This is a genomic window from Pseudomonas sp. FW305-7, assembly GCF_058786735.1.
In genome coordinates this window covers 49,340-71,398 of the sequence record NZ_JBYSZA010000028.1, presented here as the reverse complement: position 1 = coordinate 71,398, position 22,059 = coordinate 49,340, and the positions used below count along the sequence as shown (strand labels likewise).

The 22,059-nt window shown below is 58.6% G+C and carries 19 protein-coding genes and 1 pseudogene; 13 read left to right on the top strand and 7 right to left on the bottom strand.

Features of this window, described 5'->3' with window-relative positions:
- Positions 1–608: 608 nt before the first annotated feature.
- Positions 609–734 (top strand): annotated as a pseudogene (locus AC3WMT_RS25530) (DUF6708 domain-containing protein); the annotation flags it as partial.
- An 89-nt stretch (positions 735–823) separates the two neighbouring features.
- On the opposite strand, the gene AC3WMT_RS25525 reads toward AC3WMT_RS25530, so the two are convergent.
- On the bottom strand, positions 824–1,543 hold the full coding sequence (locus AC3WMT_RS25525) for a tellurite resistance TerB family protein (RefSeq protein ID WP_103307317.1): 720 nt from the start codon (positions 1,541–1,543) through the stop codon (positions 824–826).
- Between the two features lie 178 nt (positions 1,544–1,721).
- On the opposite strand from AC3WMT_RS25525, the gene AC3WMT_RS25520 reads away from it, so the two are divergent.
- The 8 genes from AC3WMT_RS25520 (at position 1,722) to AC3WMT_RS25485 (ending at position 11,787) form a co-directional block, all read left to right on the top strand.
- Entirely contained in the window at positions 1,722–2,636 is a 915-nt protein-coding gene (locus AC3WMT_RS25520; RefSeq protein ID WP_007967749.1) for a LysR family transcriptional regulator, read from the top strand.
- Between the two features lie 130 nt (positions 2,637–2,766).
- A complete protein-coding gene (locus AC3WMT_RS25515) occupies positions 2,767–4,224 on the top strand; it encodes a gamma-aminobutyraldehyde dehydrogenase (RefSeq protein WP_103307316.1) in 1,458 nt (485 codons plus the stop codon).
- 83 nt (positions 4,225–4,307) lie between these two features.
- A complete protein-coding gene (gene ydcS / locus AC3WMT_RS25510) occupies positions 4,308–5,459 on the top strand; it encodes a putative ABC transporter substrate-binding protein YdcS (RefSeq protein ID WP_103307315.1) in 1,152 nt (383 codons plus the stop codon).
- A 261-nt stretch (positions 5,460–5,720) separates the two neighbouring features.
- Complete coding sequence (locus tag AC3WMT_RS25505; protein ID WP_103307314.1) at positions 5,721–6,758, top strand: ABC transporter ATP-binding protein; 1,038 nt, start codon at positions 5,721–5,723, stop codon at positions 6,756–6,758.
- A gap of 1 nt (position 6,759) precedes the next feature.
- Positions 6,760–7,695 (top strand): ABC transporter permease, encoded by a 936-nt coding sequence (locus tag AC3WMT_RS25500; protein ID WP_103307313.1) that lies wholly within the window; start codon positions 6,760–6,762, stop codon positions 7,693–7,695.
- On the top strand, positions 7,685–8,494 hold the full coding sequence (locus AC3WMT_RS25495; RefSeq protein ID WP_103307312.1) for an ABC transporter permease: 810 nt from the start codon (positions 7,685–7,687) through the stop codon (positions 8,492–8,494). The genes AC3WMT_RS25500 and AC3WMT_RS25495 overlap by 11 nt, the downstream gene beginning before the upstream one ends.
- A 164-nt stretch (positions 8,495–8,658) precedes the next feature.
- A complete protein-coding gene (locus AC3WMT_RS25490; RefSeq protein WP_103307311.1) occupies positions 8,659–10,083 on the top strand; it encodes a gamma-aminobutyraldehyde dehydrogenase in 1,425 nt (474 codons plus the stop codon).
- Positions 10,084–10,302: 219 nt separating this feature from the next.
- Positions 10,303–11,787, top strand: a complete 1,485-nt coding sequence (locus tag AC3WMT_RS25485; RefSeq protein ID WP_103306412.1) for an APC family permease — start codon at positions 10,303–10,305, stop codon at positions 11,785–11,787.
- A 75-nt stretch (positions 11,788–11,862) separates the two neighbouring features.
- Here AC3WMT_RS25485 and AC3WMT_RS25480 read toward each other — a convergent pair whose 3' ends face one another.
- Together AC3WMT_RS25480 and AC3WMT_RS25475 are read right to left on the bottom strand one after the other, a co-directional pair.
- A complete protein-coding gene (locus AC3WMT_RS25480) occupies positions 11,863–12,264 on the bottom strand; it encodes a type II toxin-antitoxin system VapC family toxin (protein WP_103306411.1) in 402 nt (133 codons plus the stop codon).
- On the bottom strand, positions 12,264–12,509 hold the full coding sequence (locus AC3WMT_RS25475; RefSeq protein WP_082341390.1) for an AbrB/MazE/SpoVT family DNA-binding domain-containing protein: 246 nt from the start codon (positions 12,507–12,509) through the stop codon (positions 12,264–12,266). The genes AC3WMT_RS25480 and AC3WMT_RS25475 overlap by 1 nt, the downstream gene beginning before the upstream one ends.
- 419 nt (positions 12,510–12,928) lie before the next feature.
- On the opposite strand from AC3WMT_RS25475, the gene AC3WMT_RS25470 reads away from it, so the two are divergent.
- Positions 12,929–13,441, top strand: coding sequence for a BRO-N domain-containing protein (locus AC3WMT_RS25470; RefSeq protein ID WP_103306410.1), 513 nt, complete (start codon positions 12,929–12,931; stop codon positions 13,439–13,441).
- A gap of 205 nt (positions 13,442–13,646) precedes the next feature.
- Here the strand turns inward: AC3WMT_RS25470 and AC3WMT_RS25465 are convergent, their stop codons facing one another.
- The gene (locus AC3WMT_RS25465; protein ID WP_103306409.1) at positions 13,647–13,832 is read right to left on the bottom strand and encodes a hypothetical protein; all 186 of its coding nucleotides are present in this window, start codon (positions 13,830–13,832) and stop codon (positions 13,647–13,649) included.
- A 403-nt stretch (positions 13,833–14,235) separates the two neighbouring features.
- On the opposite strand from AC3WMT_RS25465, the gene AC3WMT_RS25460 reads away from it, so the two are divergent.
- Positions 14,236–15,864: a glucan biosynthesis protein D gene (locus tag AC3WMT_RS25460; RefSeq protein WP_103306408.1), complete on the top strand. Its 1,629-nt coding sequence runs from the start codon at positions 14,236–14,238 to the stop codon at positions 15,862–15,864.
- Positions 15,865–16,071: 207 nt separating this feature from the next.
- Here AC3WMT_RS25460 and AC3WMT_RS25455 read toward each other — a convergent pair whose 3' ends face one another.
- The 3 genes from AC3WMT_RS25455 to AC3WMT_RS25445 form a co-directional block, all read right to left on the bottom strand.
- Positions 16,072–17,178: an NADH:flavin oxidoreductase/NADH oxidase gene (locus AC3WMT_RS25455; RefSeq protein ID WP_103306407.1), complete on the bottom strand. Its 1,107-nt coding sequence runs from the start codon at positions 17,176–17,178 to the stop codon at positions 16,072–16,074.
- A gap of 268 nt (positions 17,179–17,446) precedes the next feature.
- Positions 17,447–19,156, bottom strand: coding sequence for a single-stranded-DNA-specific exonuclease RecJ (gene recJ, locus AC3WMT_RS25450; protein WP_103306406.1), 1,710 nt, complete (start codon positions 19,154–19,156; stop codon positions 17,447–17,449).
- Positions 19,157–19,211: 55 nt separating this feature from the next.
- On the bottom strand, positions 19,212–19,754 hold the full coding sequence (locus AC3WMT_RS25445; protein ID WP_007908961.1) for a YaeQ family protein: 543 nt from the start codon (positions 19,752–19,754) through the stop codon (positions 19,212–19,214).
- A gap of 146 nt (positions 19,755–19,900) precedes the next feature.
- On the opposite strand from AC3WMT_RS25445, the gene AC3WMT_RS25440 reads away from it, so the two are divergent.
- Both AC3WMT_RS25440 and AC3WMT_RS25435 read left to right on the top strand, forming a co-directional pair.
- The gene (locus AC3WMT_RS25440) at positions 19,901–21,100 is read left to right on the top strand and encodes a CaiB/BaiF CoA transferase family protein (RefSeq protein ID WP_103306405.1); all 1,200 of its coding nucleotides are present in this window, start codon (positions 19,901–19,903) and stop codon (positions 21,098–21,100) included.
- Positions 21,027–22,007, top strand: a complete 981-nt coding sequence (locus AC3WMT_RS25435; RefSeq protein ID WP_103306404.1) for a TIGR02285 family protein — start codon at positions 21,027–21,029, stop codon at positions 22,005–22,007. The genes AC3WMT_RS25440 and AC3WMT_RS25435 overlap by 74 nt, the downstream gene beginning before the upstream one ends.
- Positions 22,008–22,059 lie beyond the last annotated feature (52 nt).

Sequence of the window (22,059 nt, the reverse complement as noted above, 5' to 3'; positions counted from 1 at the left end):
TAATTTTGAATTTATGTCACGAACCGGCATCGGGTCGATAATGCTAATCGTGACACTATTATTCTTTATCTCAGGATTCGCGTCTTGGATTAGAAGGTATGAAGAACCCTTCCTTTATGCTTGGTTGAAATTTTTCTTCAACCGCGTGCTGTGGTCGATTATCAGATCAATCTCTCTAACATACATTTATTTTTTCTTTCAGGCAGCGCACCAAGTATCTCTTTAGCCACCCATCCGTTTCACTCGAGAGCGCCGCGAAGTTGTATTCACCCCCAAAAAAACACGATAACCGGTGCTATATACCTTGGGAGGATGTCATTGTTTGCGCATCTGTTGGAAAGCTCATTACTCAATATTCAGTAATGCCTGAATTTAAATTACTGATTGGCTAAAGAGATGCCAACACAGGTGATGTGCTGTGGTCTGTGATCCCGAGTAGCAACTTGAGTCTTGCCGTTTCTGAGTGGGAGGCAATTCGTGTCTACATGGAGGAAGGAATGGTTTCCTTACCACCAGATTAATCAGATGAGTTTGAGGAAGGTACTGTCGATTTTTTCCATCTATGCCGTCGCATCTGCCGTGCGGATCACTCCTTCGTACATGAGACTGTCTCCGAATGGGAAGCCATACGCGTCTACATGGAAGAAGGCCCTTCAGCACTCCCGACACCTTAACCTGAGGAGTTTGAAGAGGGTACTGTCGCTTACTTCCACATGCGCCCTAAGGGATACCTCTCGCGATGCAATCGACAAGTACATTTCCATCACCATAAAACTGCAAAAAAAATCGCAGCTCAAAGCTGCGATTTTTCTTTTTCTACTGTTTAAACAACCGCCAACCGCACCTGCTTCTCCAACTCCACCTTCAACCCCGGCTCCAGTTTCAACTGTTTCGCCAGCTCATCCAGATAGCTCTTCTCCATGAAGTTCTCCTCGTCCACCAGCATCACGCTGGCGATGTACATCTCCGCAGCCATCTCCGGCGTACTCGCAGCACGAGCAACATCTGTAGGGTCGAGAGGTTTGTTGAGTTCGGCGTGGAGCCAGTGTTGTAGCTCCTGGTCGTTGTCGAGTTTGCTGAACTCGCCTTCGATCAGTTGGCGCTCGCGGTCGTCGATGTGGCCGTCGGCTTTGGCGGCAGCGACCAGGGCTTTGAGGATTGCCTGGCTGTGTTGTTCGGCTTGCGCGGGTGGCAAGCGGTCGAGGGTTTGTGGCTCGGTTTGCGGTGCGGTGCCTTTTTGGGCGTTGTAGTTGCCGTAGGCTTTGTAGGCCAGCACACCCAGGGCGGCGAGGCCGCCGTAGATTGCGACTTTACCGCCGACCTTGCGCACTTTCTTGTTGCCGAGCAGCAGGCCCATCGCGCCGGCCGCCAGTGCGCCGCCGCCCGCGCCTGAGAGCAGGCCGCCGAGGGCGCCTTTGCTGGATGATCCGCCAAGCAGGCTGCCCAAGCCGCCGGACGATTTGTTCTGCGAGCCTCCGGCCTTGTTTTGCAACAGATCCTGGCCGGATTTGAGTAGTTGATCGAGCAATCCACGGGTGTTCATGTTCCGTCTCCAAAACAGGGGTTATCCGGATCTATAAGGCCCTCAGCCTAGTTCGAAAGTGCCCCTGCCCTGTTTGCGAGTGTGCTTCCAGATGTTGCTCAGTAGGCGCAAGGCGTTCGCGAAAATAGATATACACTCAGGCCAATCTATAAAAACCGCCCACTGGGTACCCCTTCTCATGATGACCTTGCGTCAGATTCGTCACTTCATCGCCGTGGCCGAAACCGGCTCGATCTCCGCCGCCGCGCAAACCGCGTTTATCTCCCAATCGACTCTGACGCTGGCGATCCAGCAACTGGAGGAAGAAATAGGTGTCAGCCTGTTCAGCCGTCACGCTAAAGGCATGACGCTGACACACCAAGGTCATCAATTCCTACGCCAGGCGCACTTGATTCTGGCGACCGTGGACAACGCCAAGCGCAGCCTGCAACAGAGCACTGATCAGGTTGCCGGGCAGTTGATCGTCGGGGTGACCAGTCTGGTCGCCGGTTATTACCTCGCGGATCTATTGACTCGATTTCAACGGGCCTATCCCAACGTTGAAATAAGGGTGATGGAGGATGAACGGCCCTACATCGAGCATTTGCTGGTCAGCGGCGAGATTGATGTCGGTGTGCTGATCCTCTCCAACCTCGAAGACCGCCATGCCTTGCAGACGGAAGTGCTGACCCACTCCCCGCACCGTTTGTGGCTGCCGGCTCAACATCCTTTGCTGGAACACGACAGCATCAACCTCGCCGACGTTGCCCGCGAACCGCTGATTCAATTGAACGTCGATGAAATGGATCGCAACGCTCAGCGACTTTGGCGCGGCGCCGGGCTGCAACCGAAAATCACCCTGAGAACCGCCTCCACCGAAGCCGTGCGAAGCCTTGTTGCGGCGGGCTTGGGCGTTTCGATTCAGCCGGACATGACCTATCGCCCATGGTCACTGGAGGGCGACATCATCGAGGCGCGGCCCATTGCCGATCTCAATCAGACCCTCGATGTCGGTCTGGCCTGGCGCCGTGGCACCGCGCGCCCGGCTCTGGTCGATCCCTTCCTGACCGTCGCCCGTGAACAACCCCACGGCGGCCGCAAGCCATCTATTTAATCGAATGCCACCTTCAGTATTTAGAATTTGTCGACCTCGGAGCCGCGCACTAGTCTTGCTGCATCTATAAGACGTTCGGCTCCCGGTCACAGGGAGCGTCATGAACACACAAGAAAAGAGATCGCGGAAAATGGCTGGCGTGCAAACCCCGATGTGTACCGCGTTGTTGATCGACGGCGAACTGGTCGCCGGGGAAGGTTTCGTCGAGCCGATCCTCAACCCGGCAACCGGCGAAATCCTCACGCACATCGCCGAGGCCAGCACCGAGCAGGTCGAAGCCGCGATCCTTGCCGCCCACCGCGCCTTTGACGGCTGGTCGCGCACCACGCCACAGCAACGCTCCAACCTGTTGCTGGACATCGCCAATGCCGTCGAAAAACACGCCGATCACCTCGCCCGCCTCGAATCGCTGAACTGCGGCAAGCCACTGCACTTGGCACGTCAGGACGATCTGACCGCGACCGTCGATGTGTTCCGTTTCTTCGCTGGCGCCGTGCGTTGCCAGACCGGCCAGCTCAGCGGCGAATACCTGCCCGGCTACACCAGCATGGTCCGTCGCGATCCGATTGGCGTGGTCGCCTCGATTGCGCCGTGGAATTACCCGATCATGATGGCCGCGTGGAAAATCGCTCCGGCCCTTGCCGCCGGCAACACGCTGGTGTTCAAACCGTCCGAACACACGCCGTTGTCGATTCTGGCGTTGGCGCCTGCGTTGGCCGAAATCCTCCCGCGTGGGGTGATCAACATCATCTGCGGTGGCGGCGAAGGCGTCGGCAGCCACTTGGTCGGCCACGCTAAAGTGCGCATGGTCTCGCTGACCGGCGATATCGTCACCGGCCAGAAAATCCTCCAGGCCGCCGCGAAAACCCTGAAACGCACGCACCTCGAACTCGGCGGCAAAGCCCCGGTGATCGTCTGCAACGACGCCGACATCCAGGCCGTCGTCGAAGGCGTGCGCACCTACGGTTATTACAACGCCGGTCAGGATTGCACCGCTGCTTGCCGGATCTACGCCCAGGCCGGCATCCACGACAAATTGGTCGCTGAGTTGGGCGCAGCAGTCAGCAGCCTGCGCTTCGCCGGCAAACGTGATGCCGACAACGAGATCGGCCCGCTGATCAGTACTCGCCAACGCGACCGCGTCGCCAGTTTCGTCGAGCGCGCCCTCGGCCAGCCGCACATCGAACGAGTGACCGGTGCAGCGGTGCATTCCGGTGCCGGTTTCTACTATCAACCGACGCTGCTGGCCGGTTGCAAACAGAGCGATGAAATCGTCCAGCGCGAAGTGTTCGGCCCGGTGGTCACCGTGACCCGTTTCGACGAACTCGCGCAAGCCGTCGACTGGGCCAACGATTCGGAATACGGCCTCGCCTCGTCGGTGTGGACACAGAATCTGGACAAGGCGATGCAGGTTGCCGCGCGCCTGCAATACGGCTGCACATGGATCAACAGCCATTTCATGCTGGTCAGCGAAATGCCCCACGGCGGGCTGAAACGCTCCGGTTACGGCAAAGACTTATCCAGCGATTCGCTTCAGGACTACAGCGTGGTGCGGCACATCATGGCCCGCCACGGTCAGCATCTCTGACTACGCTAATAACAAGCCGAAAACGGCATGCTTCACCGCGTTCAAAACTGCCCCGACCATAATTTAAAGAAGAGGGTTCAACCATGTTCGTGCACAAGACCGCACTGCTCAGTGCAATCACCACGGCCTTGCTGGCCAGCGCCAGCCTGCAAGCTGCCGAGCCGCTGAAGGCTGTCGGCGCTGGCGAAGGTCAACTGGATATCGTCGCGTGGCCGGGTTACATCGAACGTGGCGAGAGCGACAAGGCCTACGATTGGGTCACCGGTTTCGAGCAGGAAACCGGCTGCAAGGTCAATGTGAAGACCGCCGCCACCTCCGACGAAATGGTCAGCCTGATGGCCAAGGGCGGTTACGACCTGGTGACCGCGTCGGGCGATGCGTCGCTGCGGTTGATCGTCGGCAAGCGTGTGCAACCGATCAACACCGCGTTGATCCCGAACTGGAAGACCCTCGACCCGCGCCTGAAAGATGCGCCGTGGTACGTGGTCAACAACCAGACCTACGGCACCCCATACCAGTGGGGCCCGAACGTGTTGATGTACAACACCAATGTGTTCAAGACGCCACCAACCAGTTGGAATGTGTTGTTCGACGCGCAGAATTTCCCCGACGGCAAACCGAACAAGGGTCGTGTGCAGGCGTATGACGGTCCGATCTACATTGCCGATGCGGCGCTTTATCTGAAAACCGCCAAGCCTGAGTTGGGGATCAAGGATCCGTATCAACTGACCGAAGCGCAGTACAAAGCCGTGCTCGATCTGTTGCGCGCGCAGCAGCCGCTGATCCACCGCTACTGGCATGACACCACGGTGCAGATGAGCGACTTCAAGAACGAAGGTGTTGTCGCGTCGAGTGCCTGGCCGTATCAGGTCAACGGCCTGATCAACGAGAAACAGCCGATTGCTTCGACCATTCCGAAAGAAGGCGCTACTGGCTGGGCTGATACCACCATGTTGCACGCCGAGGCCAAGCACCCGAACTGCGCGTACAAGTGGATGGACTGGTCGCTGAAACCGAAAGTCCAGGGTGATGTGGCGGCGTGGTTTGGTTCGTTGCCGGCGGTACCGGCGGCGTGCAAGGAGAGCGAACTGCTCGGCGCCGAGGGCTGCAAGACCAATGGCTTTGATCAGTTCGACAAGATCGCCTTCTGGAAAACCCCGCAGGCCGAGGGTGGCAAATTCGTGCCGTATAGCCGCTGGACCCAGGACTACATCGCGATCATGGGCGGCCGTTAAGCCCGGGAGCAACTCGGTCGAGCTCCCTTTCCCCCTCGCCCCCTGGAGGAGAGGGGGCTAAAAGCGGATCGCACTCACCGTTAGATGCCGATTGTTCCCACGCTCTGCGTGGGAATGCATCACCGGACGCTCCGCGTCCATTTGCACGAGGTGACGCAGAGCGTCACAGGCTGCATTCCCACGCAGAGCGTGGGAACGATCACTCGAAAAAGTCCAGGCAGGGCCGCTGCGACGGCTTTCGCCTTTTTGGAGCACCGCACCATGACGCTTGCAGTCCAGTTCACCAACGTTTCCCGGCAGTTTGGCGAAGTGAAGGCCGTTGACCGGGTTTCCATCGATATCGAGGACGGCGAGTTCTTTTCCATGCTCGGCCCTTCCGGCTCGGGCAAGACCACTTGCCTGCGCCTGATCGCCGGGTTCGAACAACCGAGCGCCGGCTCGATCCGCATTCACGGCGCCGAAGCGGCCGGTCTGCCGCCGTATCAACGTGATGTAAACACGGTGTTTCAGGATTACGCGCTGTTCCCGCACATGAACGTCCTCGACAACGTCGCCTATGGATTGAAGGTCAAAGGCGTCGGCAAAAGCGAACGGCACAAACGCGCAGAAGAAGCCTTGGACATGGTAGCCCTCGGCGGTTACGGCGCACGCAAACCGGTGCAGTTGTCCGGTGGTCAGCGCCAGCGTGTCGCCCTCGCCCGCGCGCTGGTCAATCGTCCGCGCGTGCTGTTGCTAGACGAGCCGCTCGGCGCCCTCGACCTGAAACTGCGCGAGCAAATGCAGAGCGAACTGAAGAAGCTGCAACGCCAACTCGGCATCACCTTCATCTTCGTCACCCACGATCAGACTGAAGCGCTGTCGATGTCCGATCGCGTTGCTGTGTTCAACAAGGGTCGCATCGAACAGGTCGACACGCCGCGCAATCTGTACATGAAACCGACCACCACCTTCGTCGCCGAATTCGTCGGCACCTCGAACGTGATCCGTGGCGAGCTGGCGCGGCAGATCAGCGGTCATCCGCAACCGTTTTCGATCCGCCCCGAGCACGTGCGTTTCGCCGAAGGCCCCTTGGCCAGCCATGAAATCGAAGTCAGCGGTTTGCTCCACGACATCCAGTATCAGGGCAGCGCCACGCGTTATGAATTGACCCTGGAAAACGGCCAGACCCTGAGCATCAGCCACGCCAACAATCAGTGGATCGACAGCGGCGCCCAGCACCAGACCGGCCAGCGCCTGAGCGCGCGTTGGGCGCGGGAAGCGATGATCCCGCTGCACGACACCGTAACAAGCGGGGTGTGAAATGAGCACGCTCGCGATGACTCAATCGCCGCCGTTGCGCAGGTTTTCCAACCTGCTCTATCGCAAGCCAAATCTGTATCTGTCGATGCTACTGGTGCCGCCGCTGCTGTGGTTTGGCGCGATCTATCTCGGCTCGTTGCTGGTGCTGTTGTGGCAGGGTTTCTATACCTTCGACGACTTCACCATGGCGGTCACCCCTGACCTGACATTGGCGAATTTTACTGCGCTGTTTCAGCCTTCGAACTTCGACATCATCCTGCGCACGCTGAGCATGGCCATCGTCGTGTCGATTGCCAGCGCCATCGTCGCGTTTCCGATCGCCTATTACATGGCGCGCTACACCACGGGCAAGACCAAAGCGTTTTTCTACATCGCGGTGATGATGCCGATGTGGGCCAGTTACATCGTCAAGGCTTACGCGTGGACGTTGCTGTTGGCCAAGGGTGGTGTGGCGCAGTGGTTCGTGCAGCACTTGGGACTTGAGCCGGTATTGCAGTTCATCTTGGGGATTCCCGGCGTGGGCGGCAGCACCTTGTCGACCTCGCATCTGGGGCGGTTCATGGTGTTCGTCTACATCTGGCTGCCGTTCATGATCCTGCCGATTCAGGCTTCGCTTGAGCGCTTGCCACCGTCGCTGTTACAGGCTTCCGCCGACCTTGGCGCCAAGCCGCGTCAGACGTTTATGCAGGTGATTCTGCCGCTGTCGATTCCGGGCATCGCGGCGGGTTCGATCTTCACTTTTTCGCTGACCTTGGGCGACTTCATCGTGCCGCAACTGGTCGGCCCGCCGGGTTACTTCGTCGGCAGCATGGTGTACGCGCAGCAAGGTGCGATCGGCAATATGCCGATGGCGGCTGCGTTCACCTTGGTGCCGATTGTGTTGATCGCGGTTTACCTGTCCATCGTCAAACGCCTGGGGGCCTTCGATGCACTCTGAAAAGGCTTCATTAGGTTTACGCATCGCAGCCTGGGGCGGATTGGTGTTTCTGCACTTCCCGATCCTGATCATCTTTCTTTACGCCTTCAACACCGAGGAAGCGGCATTCAGCTTTCCGCCGAAGGGCTTCACGTTGCACTGGTTCAGCGTGGCGTTTTCGCGGCCTGACGTTCTGGAATCGATCAAGTTGTCGCTGCAAATTGCGGCCATCGCCACGTTGATCGCGATGGTGCTCGGCACCCTGGCTTCGGCGGCGCTGTACCGGCGGGACTTCTTCGGCAAGCAGGGCATTTCGCTGATGCTGATCTTGCCGATTGCGCTGCCGGGGATCATCACCGGGATCGCGCTGCTGGCGACGTTCAAGACGCTGGGGATCGAGCCGGGGATGTTCACCATCATCGTCGGCCACGCGACCTTCTGTGTGGTGATCGTCTACAACAACGTCATCGCCCGCCTGCGCCGTACTTCGCACAGTTTGATAGAGGCTTCGATGGATCTCGGCGCCGATGGCTGGCAGACCTTTCGCTACATCATCCTGCCGAACCTCGGCTCGGCGTTGCTGGCTGGCGGCATGTTGGCGTTTGCGCTGTCGTTCGACGAAATCATCGTCACCACGTTTACCGCCGGGCATGAACGCACCTTGCCATTGTGGCTGCTCAACCAGCTGAGCCGGCCACGGGATGTGCCGGTGACCAACGTCGTCGCGATGCTGGTGATGATGGTGACCATGCTGCCGATCCTGGGTGCGTATTACCTGACTCGGAGTGGCGAGAGCGTTGCGGGCAGTGGCGGAAAATGAATTCATAACCGACACCACAATCCCCTGTGGGAGCGGGCTTGCCCGCGATGGCGGTGCGTCAGCCACCATCAATTTTGAATGGGAATGCCTCATCGCGGGCAAGCCCGCTCCCACAGGGTTCTCGATTCGGCCAGAACAACAAAAGTGTTAGTGAGGACAAACCCATGCAAACCAAACTCTTGATCAACGGCCAACTGGTCAACGGCGAAGGCCCCGCCCAACCGGTGCTCAACCCGGCACTCGGCGAAGTATTGGTGGAGATCAACGAAGCCACCGAAGCCCAGGTCGATGCCGCCGTACGCGCCGCCGACAACGCCTTCGCCGACTGGTCGCAAACAGCGCCGAAAGACCGCTCCCTGCTACTGCTCAAACTCGCCGACGCCATCGAAGCCCACGGCGAAGAACTGGCCAAACTCGAATCCGATAACTGCGGCAAACCCTACAGCGCCGCGCTCAACGACGAGATCCCGGCGATTGCCGACGTGTTCCGTTTCTTCGCCGGCGCCAGCCGTTGCATGAGCGGTTCGGCCGGTGGCGAATACCTGCCCGGTCACACCTCGATGATCCGTCGCGATCCGGTCGGCGTCATTGCCTCCATCGCGCCGTGGAACTACCCGCTGATGATGGTCGCCTGGAAAATCGCTCCAGCATTGGCCGCCGGTAATACCGTGGTGCTCAAGCCGTCAGAACAAACCCCGCTGACCGCGTTACGTCTGGCCGAACTGGCGTCGGAAATATTTCCGGCCGGTGTGCTCAATCTGGTATTCGGCCGTGGTCCTACCGTCGGCAGTCCGTTGGTTACCCATCCGAAAGTGCGCATGGTTTCGCTGACCGGTTCCATCGCCACGGGCGCCAACATCATTTCCAGCACCGCTGACAGCGTTAAACGCATGCACATGGAACTGGGCGGCAAGGCGCCGGTGATCATCTTCGACGACGCCGATATCGATGCGGCAGTTGAAGGCATTCGTACCTTCGGCTTCTACAACGCCGGGCAGGATTGCACCGCTGCGTGCCGGATCTATGCGCAACAAGGCATCTACGACAAGTTTGTCGAGAAGCTTGGCGCGGCGGTGAGCACAATCAAGTACGGCTTGCAGGATGATCCGTCGACCGAGTTGGGGCCGTTGATCACCGCGCAACATCGCGACCGCGTTGCCGGATTTGTCGAGCGAGCTGTGGCACAGCCACACATTCGTTTGATCACGGGCGGCAAGGCTGGCGAAGGTAATGGTTTCTTCTTTGAACCGACCGTACTGGCCGATGCGCAGCAGGACGACGAAATCGTCCGCCGCGAAGTGTTTGGCCCGGTGGTTTCGGTGACCAAGTTCACCGATGAAGCACAGGCGCTGGAGTGGGCCAACGATTCGGACTACGGCCTCGCCTCCTCCGTATGGACGGCGGATGTAGGACGTGCGCATCGCATGTCGGCGCGTTTGCAGTACGGCTGCACGTGGGTGAACACGCACTTCATGCTAGTCAGCGAAATGCCCCATGGCGGTCAGAAGTTGTCCGGTTACGGGAAAGACATGTCCATGTATGGGCTGGAGGACTACACCACGGTTCGGCATGTGATGTTCAAGCACTAAAAAAGCATCGCGAGCAGGCTCACTCCTACAAGGGATCGCATTTCAACCTGTAGGAGTGAGCCTGCTCGCGATGGCGTCACCCCGGCTTCATGGCAGAAACCGGCTCTGCGCACCACTAGGATTTAACACCTAACAATAACTACCGAACCGGGCGGCGCGCTTTAGCCCCGCCACGGCCTCGGCCATCCGAAATCGGCCGATTTCACGGAGCAAACACACATGAGTGCCTCACCCGATCTCGCCGCAGCCGTTGCCGACAGCGATGCCGAACAACTGCGCAAACTGGGCTACACCTCGAACTTCAACCGCAGCATGAGCCTGTGGGAAAACTTCGCTTTAGGCTTCACGTATCTGTCACCGGTCGTAGGGGTTTATACCCTCTTCGGCCTGTGCCTCGCCGCTGGCGGGCCACCGATGTTCTGGGCCTACTTGCTGGTCGGTTGCGGCCAATTGCTGGTGTGCCTGATCTTCGGCGAAGTGGTTTCGCAGTTCCCGATTTCCGGCGGCGTGTACCCTTGGGCGCGCCGTTTGGTGGGCAAGAAATGGGCGTGGATGGTCGGCTGGATCTACTCCATCGCCCTCTGCGTGACCATCGCTGCAGTCGCCGTCGGTGCTGGACCGTACCTGGCCGCCATGCTCGGTTTTGAGCCGAGCAACAACACCAACATTGTCATTGCTTTGGTACTGACCCTGTTCGCCACGCTGGTCAACCTCAGCGGCACCAAAGTGTTGGCACGGATCGCCATGTTCGGCTTTCTCTGCGAACTGGTCGGCGCGGTCATCGTCGGCGTTTACCTGCTGATCTTCGAACGCCACCAGCCGCTCAGCGTGCTGTTCAACACCTTCGACATCAGCGTCGACGGCTCGTACCTGCCGGCGTTCCTCACCGCGTCGCTGGCGGGGATGTTCCTCTACTACGGCTTCGAGGCTTGCGGTGATGTCGCCGAAGAAACCCCGAACCCAAGCGCAAAAATCCCGGTGGCCATGCGCATGACCATCTACATTGGCGGCATCGCGGCGATGTTCGCCTGCCTGGCGCTGATCCTCGCCGTGCCGGATATGCAAGCGGTGATCAACGGCACCGACAAAGACCCGGTCACCACCATCCTCAACAACGCCTTCGGCCCGGTCGGCTCTAAAGTGGTGATGGGCGTGGTGATGATTTCCTTCATCTCCTGCGTCATCAGCCTACAAGCAGCGGCGAGCCGCCTGCTGTACTCCTACGCTCGCGACGAAATGGTCATCGGCAGCCGACTGCTGAAAAAGATTTCTCCTACCACTCAGGTTCCGGTTGCCGCACTGTTCGTGTCCGGCGTCCTGCCCGCCCTGATCATCGCCCTCGGTTTCTTCCTGCAAGACGCAGTGGCGACCATCGTCAGTTTCGCGGCCATCGGCATCTACCTCGCGTTCCAGATGATCGTCCTGGCCGCGTTGTATGCGCGGATGAAAGGCTGGAAACCCAGCGGCAAATTCACCCTTGGTGCTTGGGGCTGGCCAGTGAATATCGGCGCGCTGGTGTATGGCGTTGGCGCAATCATCAACATGGCTTGGCCGCGTACGCCGGATGCGGCTTGGTATGTGAACTATGCGATGGTGCTTAGCACTGCGATCGTGATTGGTTTGGGGCTGATTTACATGTGGATTGGCAAGCCGTATGACCATGGCAAGGCGCCGGCTGGGGATGCGTGGAAGGTGAGTCGATAAAGCAGAATCGCCCCGGTAGATTCATTGTTACCGGGGCGATTTGCGAGACCGCACGTCGTGTAGCAATCCATAAGCTCAGGACGGCGTTATCAATTCGACTGAAGGGAAATAATTGCGGTAACGCTTGGAGTCTCTTGTCAACAAGGGCAATTTTTTAACGGCCGCATGTGCTCCGATGAAAAAATCCGCCAGAACATTATGCTTTCCACCGCCAACCTTCCGATACTTCACGAAGGCCTTACCAGCTAAAAACAGTGCGGGTCTGGGAATGTCCTGCATGACCAATCCCAGTTGATTCACTACTCCGTCCAATGCCTCAAACGTCGAAAATGTCTGTGATAGCTCTGCATAAACTATCGGATTGATAGCTAACTCATGGATCAGTGATTGAGCACGAAGTTGCTGAATCGACCAATCGGCCCAGACCGGATCGTCTTCGAGCACATCAATCAACACATTCGTATCGACCAGCACCATCAATCATCCCCTCGGAGCAAGGCCATTAAATCATCGGTTCGCCATTTGATATCGGCTTTGCCCCTTACGGCATCAAATCGATCAGGAGCTCGCGCTTTTCCCGATTCGCGCTTAGCACTATGCAGAACCACTTCGCCATGATCGTTGACGCTGAACTCAATGGCCGAGCCCGGCGTAAGATGCAAAGCATCACGAATTGGCTTGGGAATTGTGACTTGCCCCTTGCTGGTCATGGTCGTCGACATGTCATACCCCTGAAGTATTACTCAATGGAACAACGTATTACTTGATCGAGATATCCGCAACCGCCGCTTATCGCAGGATTATTTTTACCGTATTGCAGGCCTCGACCTCTTAGCCCTGATGGCACCCATGCAGTTCATTCCGTGGACCCAAATAGATAAAGGAAAAACTACGGCTTGGGCGGTCGGTTGCTGCTGACACTACAAAATCAGGCATTTCCTACAGATACTGCCTTCAGAAATAAGCCCGCTTTCCTACAGAAGGTATCGATAGAGCCGACTTGGCGTCTTGGGTGGCTAGCCGATAGGCTTTCTCTCGGCGGCGAAATCAGCGGCCCGGTGTCGGAGCCGGAGTAAATATCAAAACGGCGTGACCGCACTCATTTGAGTGGCGGCTCTATTCTCAACATTGGAGTCGACAAATGCCTAACCACGTCCAAAATCTTTCTGAAAGTTCTGACTTCTTCACCCCCACAATCTTCACCCGCCACAACCGCTTCCTCCACGCCTTCATGCAAAAACACGAAGCCTGGTTCTGTGTTCAGGATCTCGGTCGTCTGATGGGCTATCCGCTAAACGAACGCCTCACCCTGAAACTCGATCCCGACCAGCGCCGCCATGTCCTCCTGCGTCGGGATGGCGAAATCGTCGATTGCGCGATGGTCAGCGAGTCCGGCCTGTTCGCCCTGCTCGTCCATCACTTCGTCCCGGAAAACCGCAACCTGCGCCAATGGCTGAGCCATGAAGTCATCCCGATGTTGCGCGAATCCAGCGCGGTTTCAGTGGAGAACCGTCCGAGCCTGAGTTCGGTAAATTGGGCAGGCGTCACCGTGCCGTTGCTGCACTGGCAACAGCAGGCGTGGGTCAAATGGCGGGATGTGCCTGAACTGATCCATGGGCAGCGGCCGTATCCGGTTCTGGGTACTTGCAGCTAAGGCTCATAAACAAAAAAACCTGTGGCGAGGGAGCTTGTCGAATCGTCGCACCGTCCCGCTGGGTCGCGTAGCGGCCCCTCTTGAAAAGAAGGGGACTGCTGCGCAGTCCAGCGGGAGCAAGCTCCCTCGCCACAGGTTTACTCCGCAAGTTGATTGATCTGGCCGCCGTAAAAGCCAAGTAGCTTTCACGGCGCCTACCCCAGCGCTAGAACCGCGAAACACTCCGCATCGCATCCACCAGATACCTCATCGCAATCCGGTCGCTCTCCGAAAGCTCTCGATAACGCTCCACCAGCTTCAGCTCATCAGAGCTGAGCCGGCGTCTTTTGCGGCCGCTGCCGAGGCAGGGAAAGATGCCCAACATGTCGGTGATGCCTTGTATTTTTGCCATGGACGATGTCCTTCTCTAATACGTCAAAGAACTGCTCAACAACCACATCGCCCTGCCCCTTTCAGCAGCGTCGTGTGCCCCACCGGTCTGAAGGTTCGCGACCGGTCATGCCCATAGAATAGAAATTAAATCGGCGCTGAAAAGGGTTATTTAGAGTAATTAGTCGAAAAAAGCAGATATGCCGTGTAATTCAGAAAGCCCTGTCGGAAAAAATACTGACATGTCTTGTTTCATTGCCAGATCGAGCCTTGTAATCAATCATTTCTGCTCGACAATCGAACCGTTTAAGCTAGCCGGCATCTGTTTATAGTCCGTTGCGTTTGGCCGAAGGCTTGTCCGAACCGTTATTTCTGATCCAGCACGTGCCAGGAAAGGCGCGGGATTGCACACGACAGGTTGATTTATGCACCGCAGGAATTTGCTCAAAGCGTCCATGGCCATTGCGGCTTACACCGGTCTGTCGGCCACCGGCCTGCTGGCTAGCCGTGCCTGGGCTGGCAATGGTGGCGCGGCTGATGGCGAGGCTCAGGCCTTTGACTTCGAAGCGCTCAAGCGTCAGGCCAAACAATTGGCCGGCAACGGCTATCAGGACACCAAGCAGGTGTTGCCGCCGACCTTGGCGACCATGACCCCGCAAAACTTCAACGCGATCCGCTACGACGGCGAGCATTCGTTGTGGAAGGAGAACAAGGGCCAACTGGACGTGCAGTTCTTCCACGTTGGCATGGGTTTCCGTCAGCCGGTGCGCATGTATAGCGTCGATGCCAAGACCCGTACCGCCCGCGAGGTGCATTTCCGCCCGGCGTTGTTCAACTATGAAAACACCTCGGTCGACACTCAACAGTTGAAAGGCGACCTGGGTTTTGCCGGCTTCAAGCTGTTCAAGGCGCCGGAGCTGGATCGACATGACGTGCTGTCGTTCCTCGGCGCCAGCTATTTCCGTGCAGTGGATGCGACTGGCCAATATGGCCTCTCCGCACGCGGTCTGGCGATCGACACTTACGCGAAAAAACGCGAAGAATTCCCTGACTTCACCAAGTTCTGGTTCGAGACACCGGACAAGAACGCCACGCGGTTCGTGGTCTACGCCCTGCTCGATTCGCCGAGCGCCACTGGCGCGTACCGCTTTGACATCGATTGCCAGGCCGAGCGCGTGGTGATGGAAGTCGACGCGCACATCAATGCGCGCACGGCCATTGAGCAACTGGGTATCTCGCCGATGACCAGCATGTTCAGCTGCGGCACCCACGAGCGCCGCATGTGCGACACCATTCACCCGCAGATCCATGATTCGGATCGCCTGGCGATGTGGCGCGGCAACGGCGAATGGATCTGTCGACCGCTGAACAACCCGGCGACTCTGCAATTCAACGCGTTTGCCGACACTGATCCGAAAGGTTTTGGCCTGGTGCAGACCGATCACGAGTTTGCCAACTATCAGGACACCGTCGACTGGTACAGCAAGCGCCCGAGCCTGTGGGTAGAACCTACAACCGCATGGGGCGAAGGCTCTATCGATCTGCTGGAAATTCCTACAACCGGCGAGACCCTCGATAACATCGTGGCGTTCTGGACACCGAAAAAACCGGTGGCCGCCGGGGATTCGCTGAACTATGGCTACAAGCTTTACTGGAGCGCACTGCCGCCAGTGGGTACGCCGTTGGCGCGAGTGCATGCCACCCGTTCCGGCATGGGGGGGTTCACCGAAGGCTGGGCGCCGGGCGAGCATTATCCGCCAGTCTGGGCCCGTCGCTTTGCCGTGGACTTCACCGGTGGCGGCCTGGATCGCCTGCCGCAGGGCACCGGGATCGAACCGGTGGTGACCTGCTCGAACGGCAAGGTGCAGGACTTCAGCGTGTTGGTGCTGGATGACATCAAGGGTTACCGGATCCTGTTCGACTGGTATCCGACCAGTGACAGCGTTGAGCCGGTGGAGCTGCGGTTGTTCATTCGCACCAATGACCGCACGTTGAGCGAGACCTGGTTGTATCAGTACTTCCCGCCGGCGCCGGACAAGCGTAAGTATCCTTGATGACTTGAGGTGCCTGGACGGGCCTCATCGCTGGCAAGCCAGCTCCCACAGTGATCAACGTTGACACGTTGACCATGTTTCAACACAAAACCTGTGGGAGCTGGCTTGCCAGCGATGGCGGCTCCCCAGGCACTGCATAATCAAAAGATGAAAATCAAAAAGCCCCGACCATTACTGGCCGGGGCTTTTTGCTTTTCAGTGCCTCACTCAATCGCGCAAATCAGACTCATGAATCGGCTGATCACGATGAGTCGCACGCTGATACTGCGCCGGCCACACCGCTTTGCGTCCACCGAGGTCATCATCGGCATGCAGCGGCCAGTACGGATCACGCAGCAGTTCACGGGCGAGGAAGATGATATCGGCCTGACAGGTACGCAGGATGTGCTCGGCTTGCGCAGGTTCGGTAATCATTCCCACAGTGCCGGTGGCAATGCCTGACTCCTTGCGTACACGTTCGGCAAAGCGTGTCTGGTAGCCCGGCCCAACGGGAATCTCTGCATTGGCCGCCGTGCCGCCCGAGGAAACGTCGATCAGGTCGGCGCCCAGGGTGTGCAGACGCCGCGCCAGCTCAACGGTTTCATCCGGGTTCCAGCCATCCTCAACCCAGTCAGTGGCCGAGACTCGGACGAACACCGGCAACTCCTCCGGCCAGACCGCACGGACCGCTTCGGTGACTTGCAGCACCAGACGAATGCGGTTTTCAAAGGAACCGCCGTACTGATCCCGCCGTTGATTGCTCAGCGGCGAGAGAAACTGGTGCAACAGGTAGCCGTGGGCCGCATGCACCTCAACCACACTGAAACCCGCCGTCAGTGCACGCTTGGCGGCATCGACAAACGCTTGAATGACATCGGCGATCTGCCCTTCATCAAGCTGTTTGGGTTGTGTGTGTTGCGGGTCGAAAGCAATCGGTGAAGGGCCGATCGGCGTCCAGCCGCCATCGTCCGGTTTGACGCTGCCGTGCTTGCCAATCCACGGCCGATGGGTGCTGGCCTTGCGCCCGGCGTGGGCCAGCTGGATGCCGGCGACAGCGCCCTGAGACGTGATGAAGCGGGTGATGCGTTGCAGCGGTTCGATCTGTTCGTCGTTCCACAGGCCGAGGTCTTCGGCGGTGATCCGTCCGTCGGCGGTGACTGCCGTGGCTTCGGTGAATACCAAGCCGGCGCCACCCACCGCGCGGCTACCGAGGTGGACCAGGTGCCAGTCGTTGGCCAAGCCATCGACGCTGGAATACTGGCACATGGGTGATACGGCGATGCGGTTGGGCAAGATCAGTTGGCGCAGGGTAAAGGGTTCAAGCAGCAGACTCATGGGGCACCTCTCGAATCAGTGGGCAGGCTCCAGGGTTCTGTTTGAAAAGTCGACGAGTGACAGAAAAAGGTACAGCACCCGCCCCCGCGGGCAAAAAAATCGACAAGACGTCACAAGGCCAATCAAGCAGTGCTTAGAGCCTAGTCGACAACCGGGGATGAGGGAGGGTTCAGAGTGATTCAGTGTGTGAAAGGGTGCTTTCGCGAGCAGGCTCGCTCCCACAAACACAACACCGTACCTGTGGGAGCGAGCCTGCTCGTGAATGGCGTCAACGCGGTTCGATGTGGGCAATCATCAGTTGCACGGTTTCGTTGCCCCGGAACTCGTTCACATCAAGTTTGTAGGCCAGCTCAACCCACTGAATGGTCGGATTCGGCCAGACCTCGCGGTCGATACCGAACGCAATACCGTCGAGCTTCACCGACCCGCATTCGCTTTTCAGCACCACTTTCAGGTGCCGTTCGCCCACGACCCGCTGCTCGACCAACTGGAACACACCGTGAAACAGCGGCTCCGGGAAGTGCTGCCCCCAAGGTCCGGCATGGCGCAGGGCGCGGGCCAGTTCAAGGTGAAACTCTTCAACCGCCAGCGTGCCGTCCGAGAGCAAGCGCCCGGTCAGATCTTCTTCGCGAAGTTGCCTACGGACTTCAGCGTCGAATGCCTCGGCAAACAACGGAAAATTCTCCTGCGGCAAGGTCAGACCCGCGGCCATCGCATGGCCGCCATACTTGCTGATCAGCTCCGGATGCTGCGCCGCCACCACGCTCAAAGCATCACGAATATGAAAGCCCTGTACCGAGCGTCCCGAGCCTTTGAGCAGGCCATCGCCAGCATCAGCGAAGGCGATGGTCGGGCGGAAATAACGCTCTTTCATTCGAGAAGCGAGGATACCGATAACGCCCTGGTGCCATTCCGGATCAAACAGGCACAGACCAAACGGCATCGATTCGACCGGCAAGTCCTTGAGCTGCGCCAGCGCTTCACGCTGCATGCCCTGCTCGATGGATTTGCGATCCTGGTTCATGCCATCCAGTTGTGCGGCCATTTCCCGCGCCATATTGGCGTCGGCGGTGAGCAGGCATTCGATGCCCAGGCTCATGTCATCCAGACGCCCGGCGGCGTTCAGGCGCGGGCCGACGATAAAACCCAGATCGGTAGAGGTAATGCGTGCAGCGTCTCGCTTGGCCACTTCAAGGATCGCTTTGATCCCCGGCCGTGCGCGACCGGCACGAATCCGCTCCAGACCTTGATGCACCAGGATTCGGTTGTTAGCGTCCAACGGCACCACGTCGGCGACGCTGCCCAGTGCCACCAGATCCAGCAGTTCGCCGATATTCGGCTGCGGCTTGCTCTCGTACCAACCAAGACTGCGCAAGCGCGCACGCAATGCCATCAACACATAGAAAATCACCCCGACCCCGGCCAGCGCCTTGCTCGGGAATTCGCAGCCCGGCTGATTCGGGTTGACCAGCGCATCGGCCAGCGGCAGTTCGTCGCCGGGCAAGTGGTGGTCAGTGATCAGCACTTTGAGCCCATGACGCTTGGCGGCGGCGACGCCTTCGACGCTGGAGATACCGTTGTCGACCGTGATCAGCAACTGCGGCTCACGGGTCATGGCGACTTCGACGATTTCCGGGGTCAGGCCGTAGCCATATTCAAAACGGTTCGGCACTAGATAATCGACATGCGCCGCGCCCAACAGTCGCAGGCCGAGCACGCCGACGGTACTGGCTGTCGCGCCGTCCGCGTCGAAGTCGCCGACGATGAGGATGCGCTGGCGTTGTTCCAGCGCGGTCACCAACAAGTCCACCGCTGCGTCGATGCCCTTGAGCTGCTGGAACGGAATCAACCGCGCCAGACTTTTATCCAGCTCCGCCTCGGACTGCACGCCCCGCGCCGCGTACAGGCGGGTCAGCAGCGGCGGGATATCACCAAGAAATGGCAGAGTGGCAGGCAGTTGACGAGGTTCGATACGCATGGGGTGACGGAGACTTCTCTTTAATACGTGTGATTAATCAGTTGAGGGCGCGGGCTCAGCCGCGCTCGCCTTGTAGCCATTGCAACTGGACTTCGTGCTGACCACGGTCGTCGGTGACGAAGATCGTCCCTTCGCTGATCATCACGTCCCACTTGATAACGCGAGGCATGTCCTTGGCCAAGGTCTCCAGCACTTCCTGCGGGACGGCGGCGATGTTGACGTTTTTCAGGTTCTTGATCGCCGGAATCACTTTGGTTTCCCAGACGCGCAGGCTGCCGTAGGCGAGCAGACTGGTGCGTTCGGTGCGACGCGAGCACCAGGTCAGGCGATCGGCATCTGGCTGGCCAACTTCGATCCAGTGCAGAACACGATCATCCAGGCTCTTTTCCCACAGCGCAGGTTCATCCACGTCCGACAGACCACGGCCAAACGACAACTGCTCGTTGTACCAGAGCGCGTAGGCCAGCAGCCGCACGGTCATGCGCTCTTCGGTCTCCGAAGGGTGACGGGCGATCGTCTGCTTGACGCTCTCGTAGACGCTGCGGTCGAGGTCGGTGAGGTTCAGTTCGAATTTATAGGTAGTGGACGGCTGGGCCATGAACGGGCTTCTTGATACGAGGAAAGTCGGCAAGTCTAACCGATGCTGTAGGCAATCATCGAATTGATGGCGATCAACTTTGGGCGCCTGACAGCCGGCTATGTTAAAACGCTGTATCCGTTCAGCCTTGTCCTACAGGATTCAGTATGCCGTTCGCCAACAAACCGCTCAGCGGTGTGAAAGTCATTGAATTGGGTACGTTGATCGCCGGGCCGTTTGCTTCACGGATTTGCGGCGAGTTCGGCGCTGAAGTGATCAAGATCGAATCGCCGGACGGCGGTGACCCACTGCGCAAGTGGCGCAAATTGTACGAAGGCACCTCGTTGTGGTGGTTCGTTCAGGCACGCAACAAAAAGTCGCTGACGCTGAATCTCAAGCATCCCGATGGTTTGGCGATCCTGAAAAAACTGCTCAGTGAAGCCGACATCCTCATCGAGAACTTCCGCCCCGGCGTACTGGAAAAACTGGGCCTGAGCTGGGAAACCCTGCACGCGCTGAACCCGAAACTGGTAATGGTGCGCCTGTCCGGTTTCGGTCAGACCGGGCCGATGAAAGATCAGCCGGGCTTCGGCGCGGTGGGCGAATCCATGGGCGGTCTGCGCTACATCACCGGTTTCGAAGACCGGCCACCGGTGCGCACCGGGATTTCCATCGGTGATTCGATTGCCGCGCTATGGGGCGTGATTGGCGCATTGATGGCGCTGCGTCACCGCGAGGTCAACGGCGGCGTGGGCCAAGTGGTCGACGTGGCGTTGTATGAAGCGATTTTCGCAATGATGGAAAGCATGGTGCCCGAGTTCGATGTGTTCGGTTTTATCCGCGAGCGCACCGGCAACATCATGCCCGGCATCACGCCCTCCTCTATTCACACCAGCGCCGATGGCAAGCATGTGCAGATCGGCGCCAATGGCGATGCGATTTTCCAACGTTTCATGCGGGTGATCGGTCGAGAAGACCTGGCCAACGACCCGACACTGGCCAGTAACGACGGGCGTGACGTTCGCCGTGACGAGCTGTATGGCGTGATCGATCGCTGGGTCAATTCGCTGCCGCTGCAAACCGTGCTCGACCTGCTCAATCAGGCCGAGGTACCAGTCAGCCGCATCTTCAGCGCCGAGGACATGTTGAGCGATCCGCAATACCTGGCCCGGGAAATGTTCCTGCACGCCAAGCTGCCCGACGGCAAACCCTTCAAGATGCCCGGCATCGTGCCGAAACTCTCTGAGACGCCAGGCTCGTCCGAATGGGTCGGACCGCAGCTCGGTGAACACAATGCGCAGGTACTCCACGATCTTGGCTATAACGAACAGCAGATCGCCCGACTGCGCGAAGACGGAGCCATTTGAGCTGAAACGCCAGCCGACATCGAACACCCATCGTGCCCACCACTGGTGGACGTGGCGGTTGTTCGGCTTATTGTTTCTGCTGGCCCTGCCCACGTGGACGCAGGCCAAACCGACGTTGATCTGGTTACTGCGCGACTTACCGCCCTTGACGATTTTCGAAGGCTCGAAAAAAGGTCAGGGCGTCATCGATCACTTGATGCCAATGCTCATCGCCGGCATGCCGCAATACGAACACACCCTGATGCGGGTCAACCGTGCCAGGGGTATGCAAATGCTCCACGAAGCTTCCTTCACCTGCGACCCGTCGCTGATCTGGAGCAAGGAGCGAGCGCAATGGATCGCGTTTTCCATCCCGGCCTTCCGCGCTGTCAGTAATGGCCTGGTGGTGCGTCAGAAAGATCGCGAGGTGCTGGCACCGTTTCTGGTGGACGGGGAAATCGATCTGGCGGCGCTTTTGGCCAATGGCAAAGAGAAGGTCGGTGTCGTGGCGGAGCGCAGTTACGGTGAGCGAGTCGACAACCTGTTGCGACAGGCCCCACAGGACGCACTGACATCCCATTACGGCAACGACGCCCTCAACAGTCTTCTATCGATGCAGCGACTGGGTCGGTTGCAGGTGGTGTTGGGCTATTGGCCGGAGATCCGTTATCAGGCTCATCTGGCGCAAATAGCCGAAGACGATTTGCTGTTCTATCCAATCCGTGGCAACGGTAAATACCTGTCGGGGTACATCGGTTGCTCCGACACCGCTCAGGGCCGCCAGGCAATCAGCGAGATCAATCAGTTGCTGCGTACCCTGCCTCACGATCAACTGAACCAACTCTATGCCGATTGGCTGGATCCCGACATGCGCACCGATTACCTGGAGCAGGCCCGGGCATTTTTTGAGCAGCAGGCGACGCAGTGAACAAATTGCAGGCAAAAGAAACCCCGAGAAGTGGGGAGACGACTCGGGGTTA

Coding starts and splice junctions, on each gene's coding strand:
- AC3WMT_RS25525 (WP_103307317.1), bottom strand. CDS start 1,543: ATGAACACCCGTGGATTGCTCGATCAACTACTCAAATCCGGCCAGGAT.
- AC3WMT_RS25520 (WP_007967749.1), top strand. CDS start 1,722: ATGATGACCTTGCGTCAGATTCGTCACTTCATCGCCGTGGCCGAAACC.
- AC3WMT_RS25515 (WP_103307316.1), top strand. CDS start 2,767: ATGGCTGGCGTGCAAACCCCGATGTGTACCGCGTTGTTGATCGACGGC.
- ydcS (WP_103307315.1), top strand. CDS start 4,308: ATGTTCGTGCACAAGACCGCACTGCTCAGTGCAATCACCACGGCCTTG.
- AC3WMT_RS25505 (WP_103307314.1), top strand. CDS start 5,721: ATGACGCTTGCAGTCCAGTTCACCAACGTTTCCCGGCAGTTTGGCGAA.
- AC3WMT_RS25500 (WP_103307313.1), top strand. CDS start 6,760: ATGAGCACGCTCGCGATGACTCAATCGCCGCCGTTGCGCAGGTTTTCC.
- AC3WMT_RS25495 (WP_103307312.1), top strand. CDS start 7,685: ATGCACTCTGAAAAGGCTTCATTAGGTTTACGCATCGCAGCCTGGGGC.
- AC3WMT_RS25490 (WP_103307311.1), top strand. CDS start 8,659: ATGCAAACCAAACTCTTGATCAACGGCCAACTGGTCAACGGCGAAGGC.
- AC3WMT_RS25485 (WP_103306412.1), top strand. CDS start 10,303: ATGAGTGCCTCACCCGATCTCGCCGCAGCCGTTGCCGACAGCGATGCC.
- AC3WMT_RS25480 (WP_103306411.1), bottom strand. CDS start 12,264: ATGGTGCTGGTCGATACGAATGTGTTGATTGATGTGCTCGAAGACGAT.
- AC3WMT_RS25475 (WP_082341390.1), bottom strand. CDS start 12,509: ATGTCGACGACCATGACCAGCAAGGGGCAAGTCACAATTCCCAAGCCA.
- AC3WMT_RS25470 (WP_103306410.1), top strand. CDS start 12,929: ATGCCTAACCACGTCCAAAATCTTTCTGAAAGTTCTGACTTCTTCACC.
- AC3WMT_RS25465 (WP_103306409.1), bottom strand. CDS start 13,832: ATGGCAAAAATACAAGGCATCACCGACATGTTGGGCATCTTTCCCTGC.
- AC3WMT_RS25460 (WP_103306408.1), top strand. CDS start 14,236: ATGCACCGCAGGAATTTGCTCAAAGCGTCCATGGCCATTGCGGCTTAC.
- AC3WMT_RS25455 (WP_103306407.1), bottom strand. CDS start 17,178: ATGAGTCTGCTGCTTGAACCCTTTACCCTGCGCCAACTGATCTTGCCC.
- recJ (WP_103306406.1), bottom strand. CDS start 19,156: ATGCGTATCGAACCTCGTCAACTGCCTGCCACTCTGCCATTTCTTGGT.
- AC3WMT_RS25445 (WP_007908961.1), bottom strand. CDS start 19,754: ATGGCCCAGCCGTCCACTACCTATAAATTCGAACTGAACCTCACCGAC.
- AC3WMT_RS25440 (WP_103306405.1), top strand. CDS start 19,901: ATGCCGTTCGCCAACAAACCGCTCAGCGGTGTGAAAGTCATTGAATTG.
- AC3WMT_RS25435 (WP_103306404.1), top strand. CDS start 21,027: ATGCGCAGGTACTCCACGATCTTGGCTATAACGAACAGCAGATCGCCC.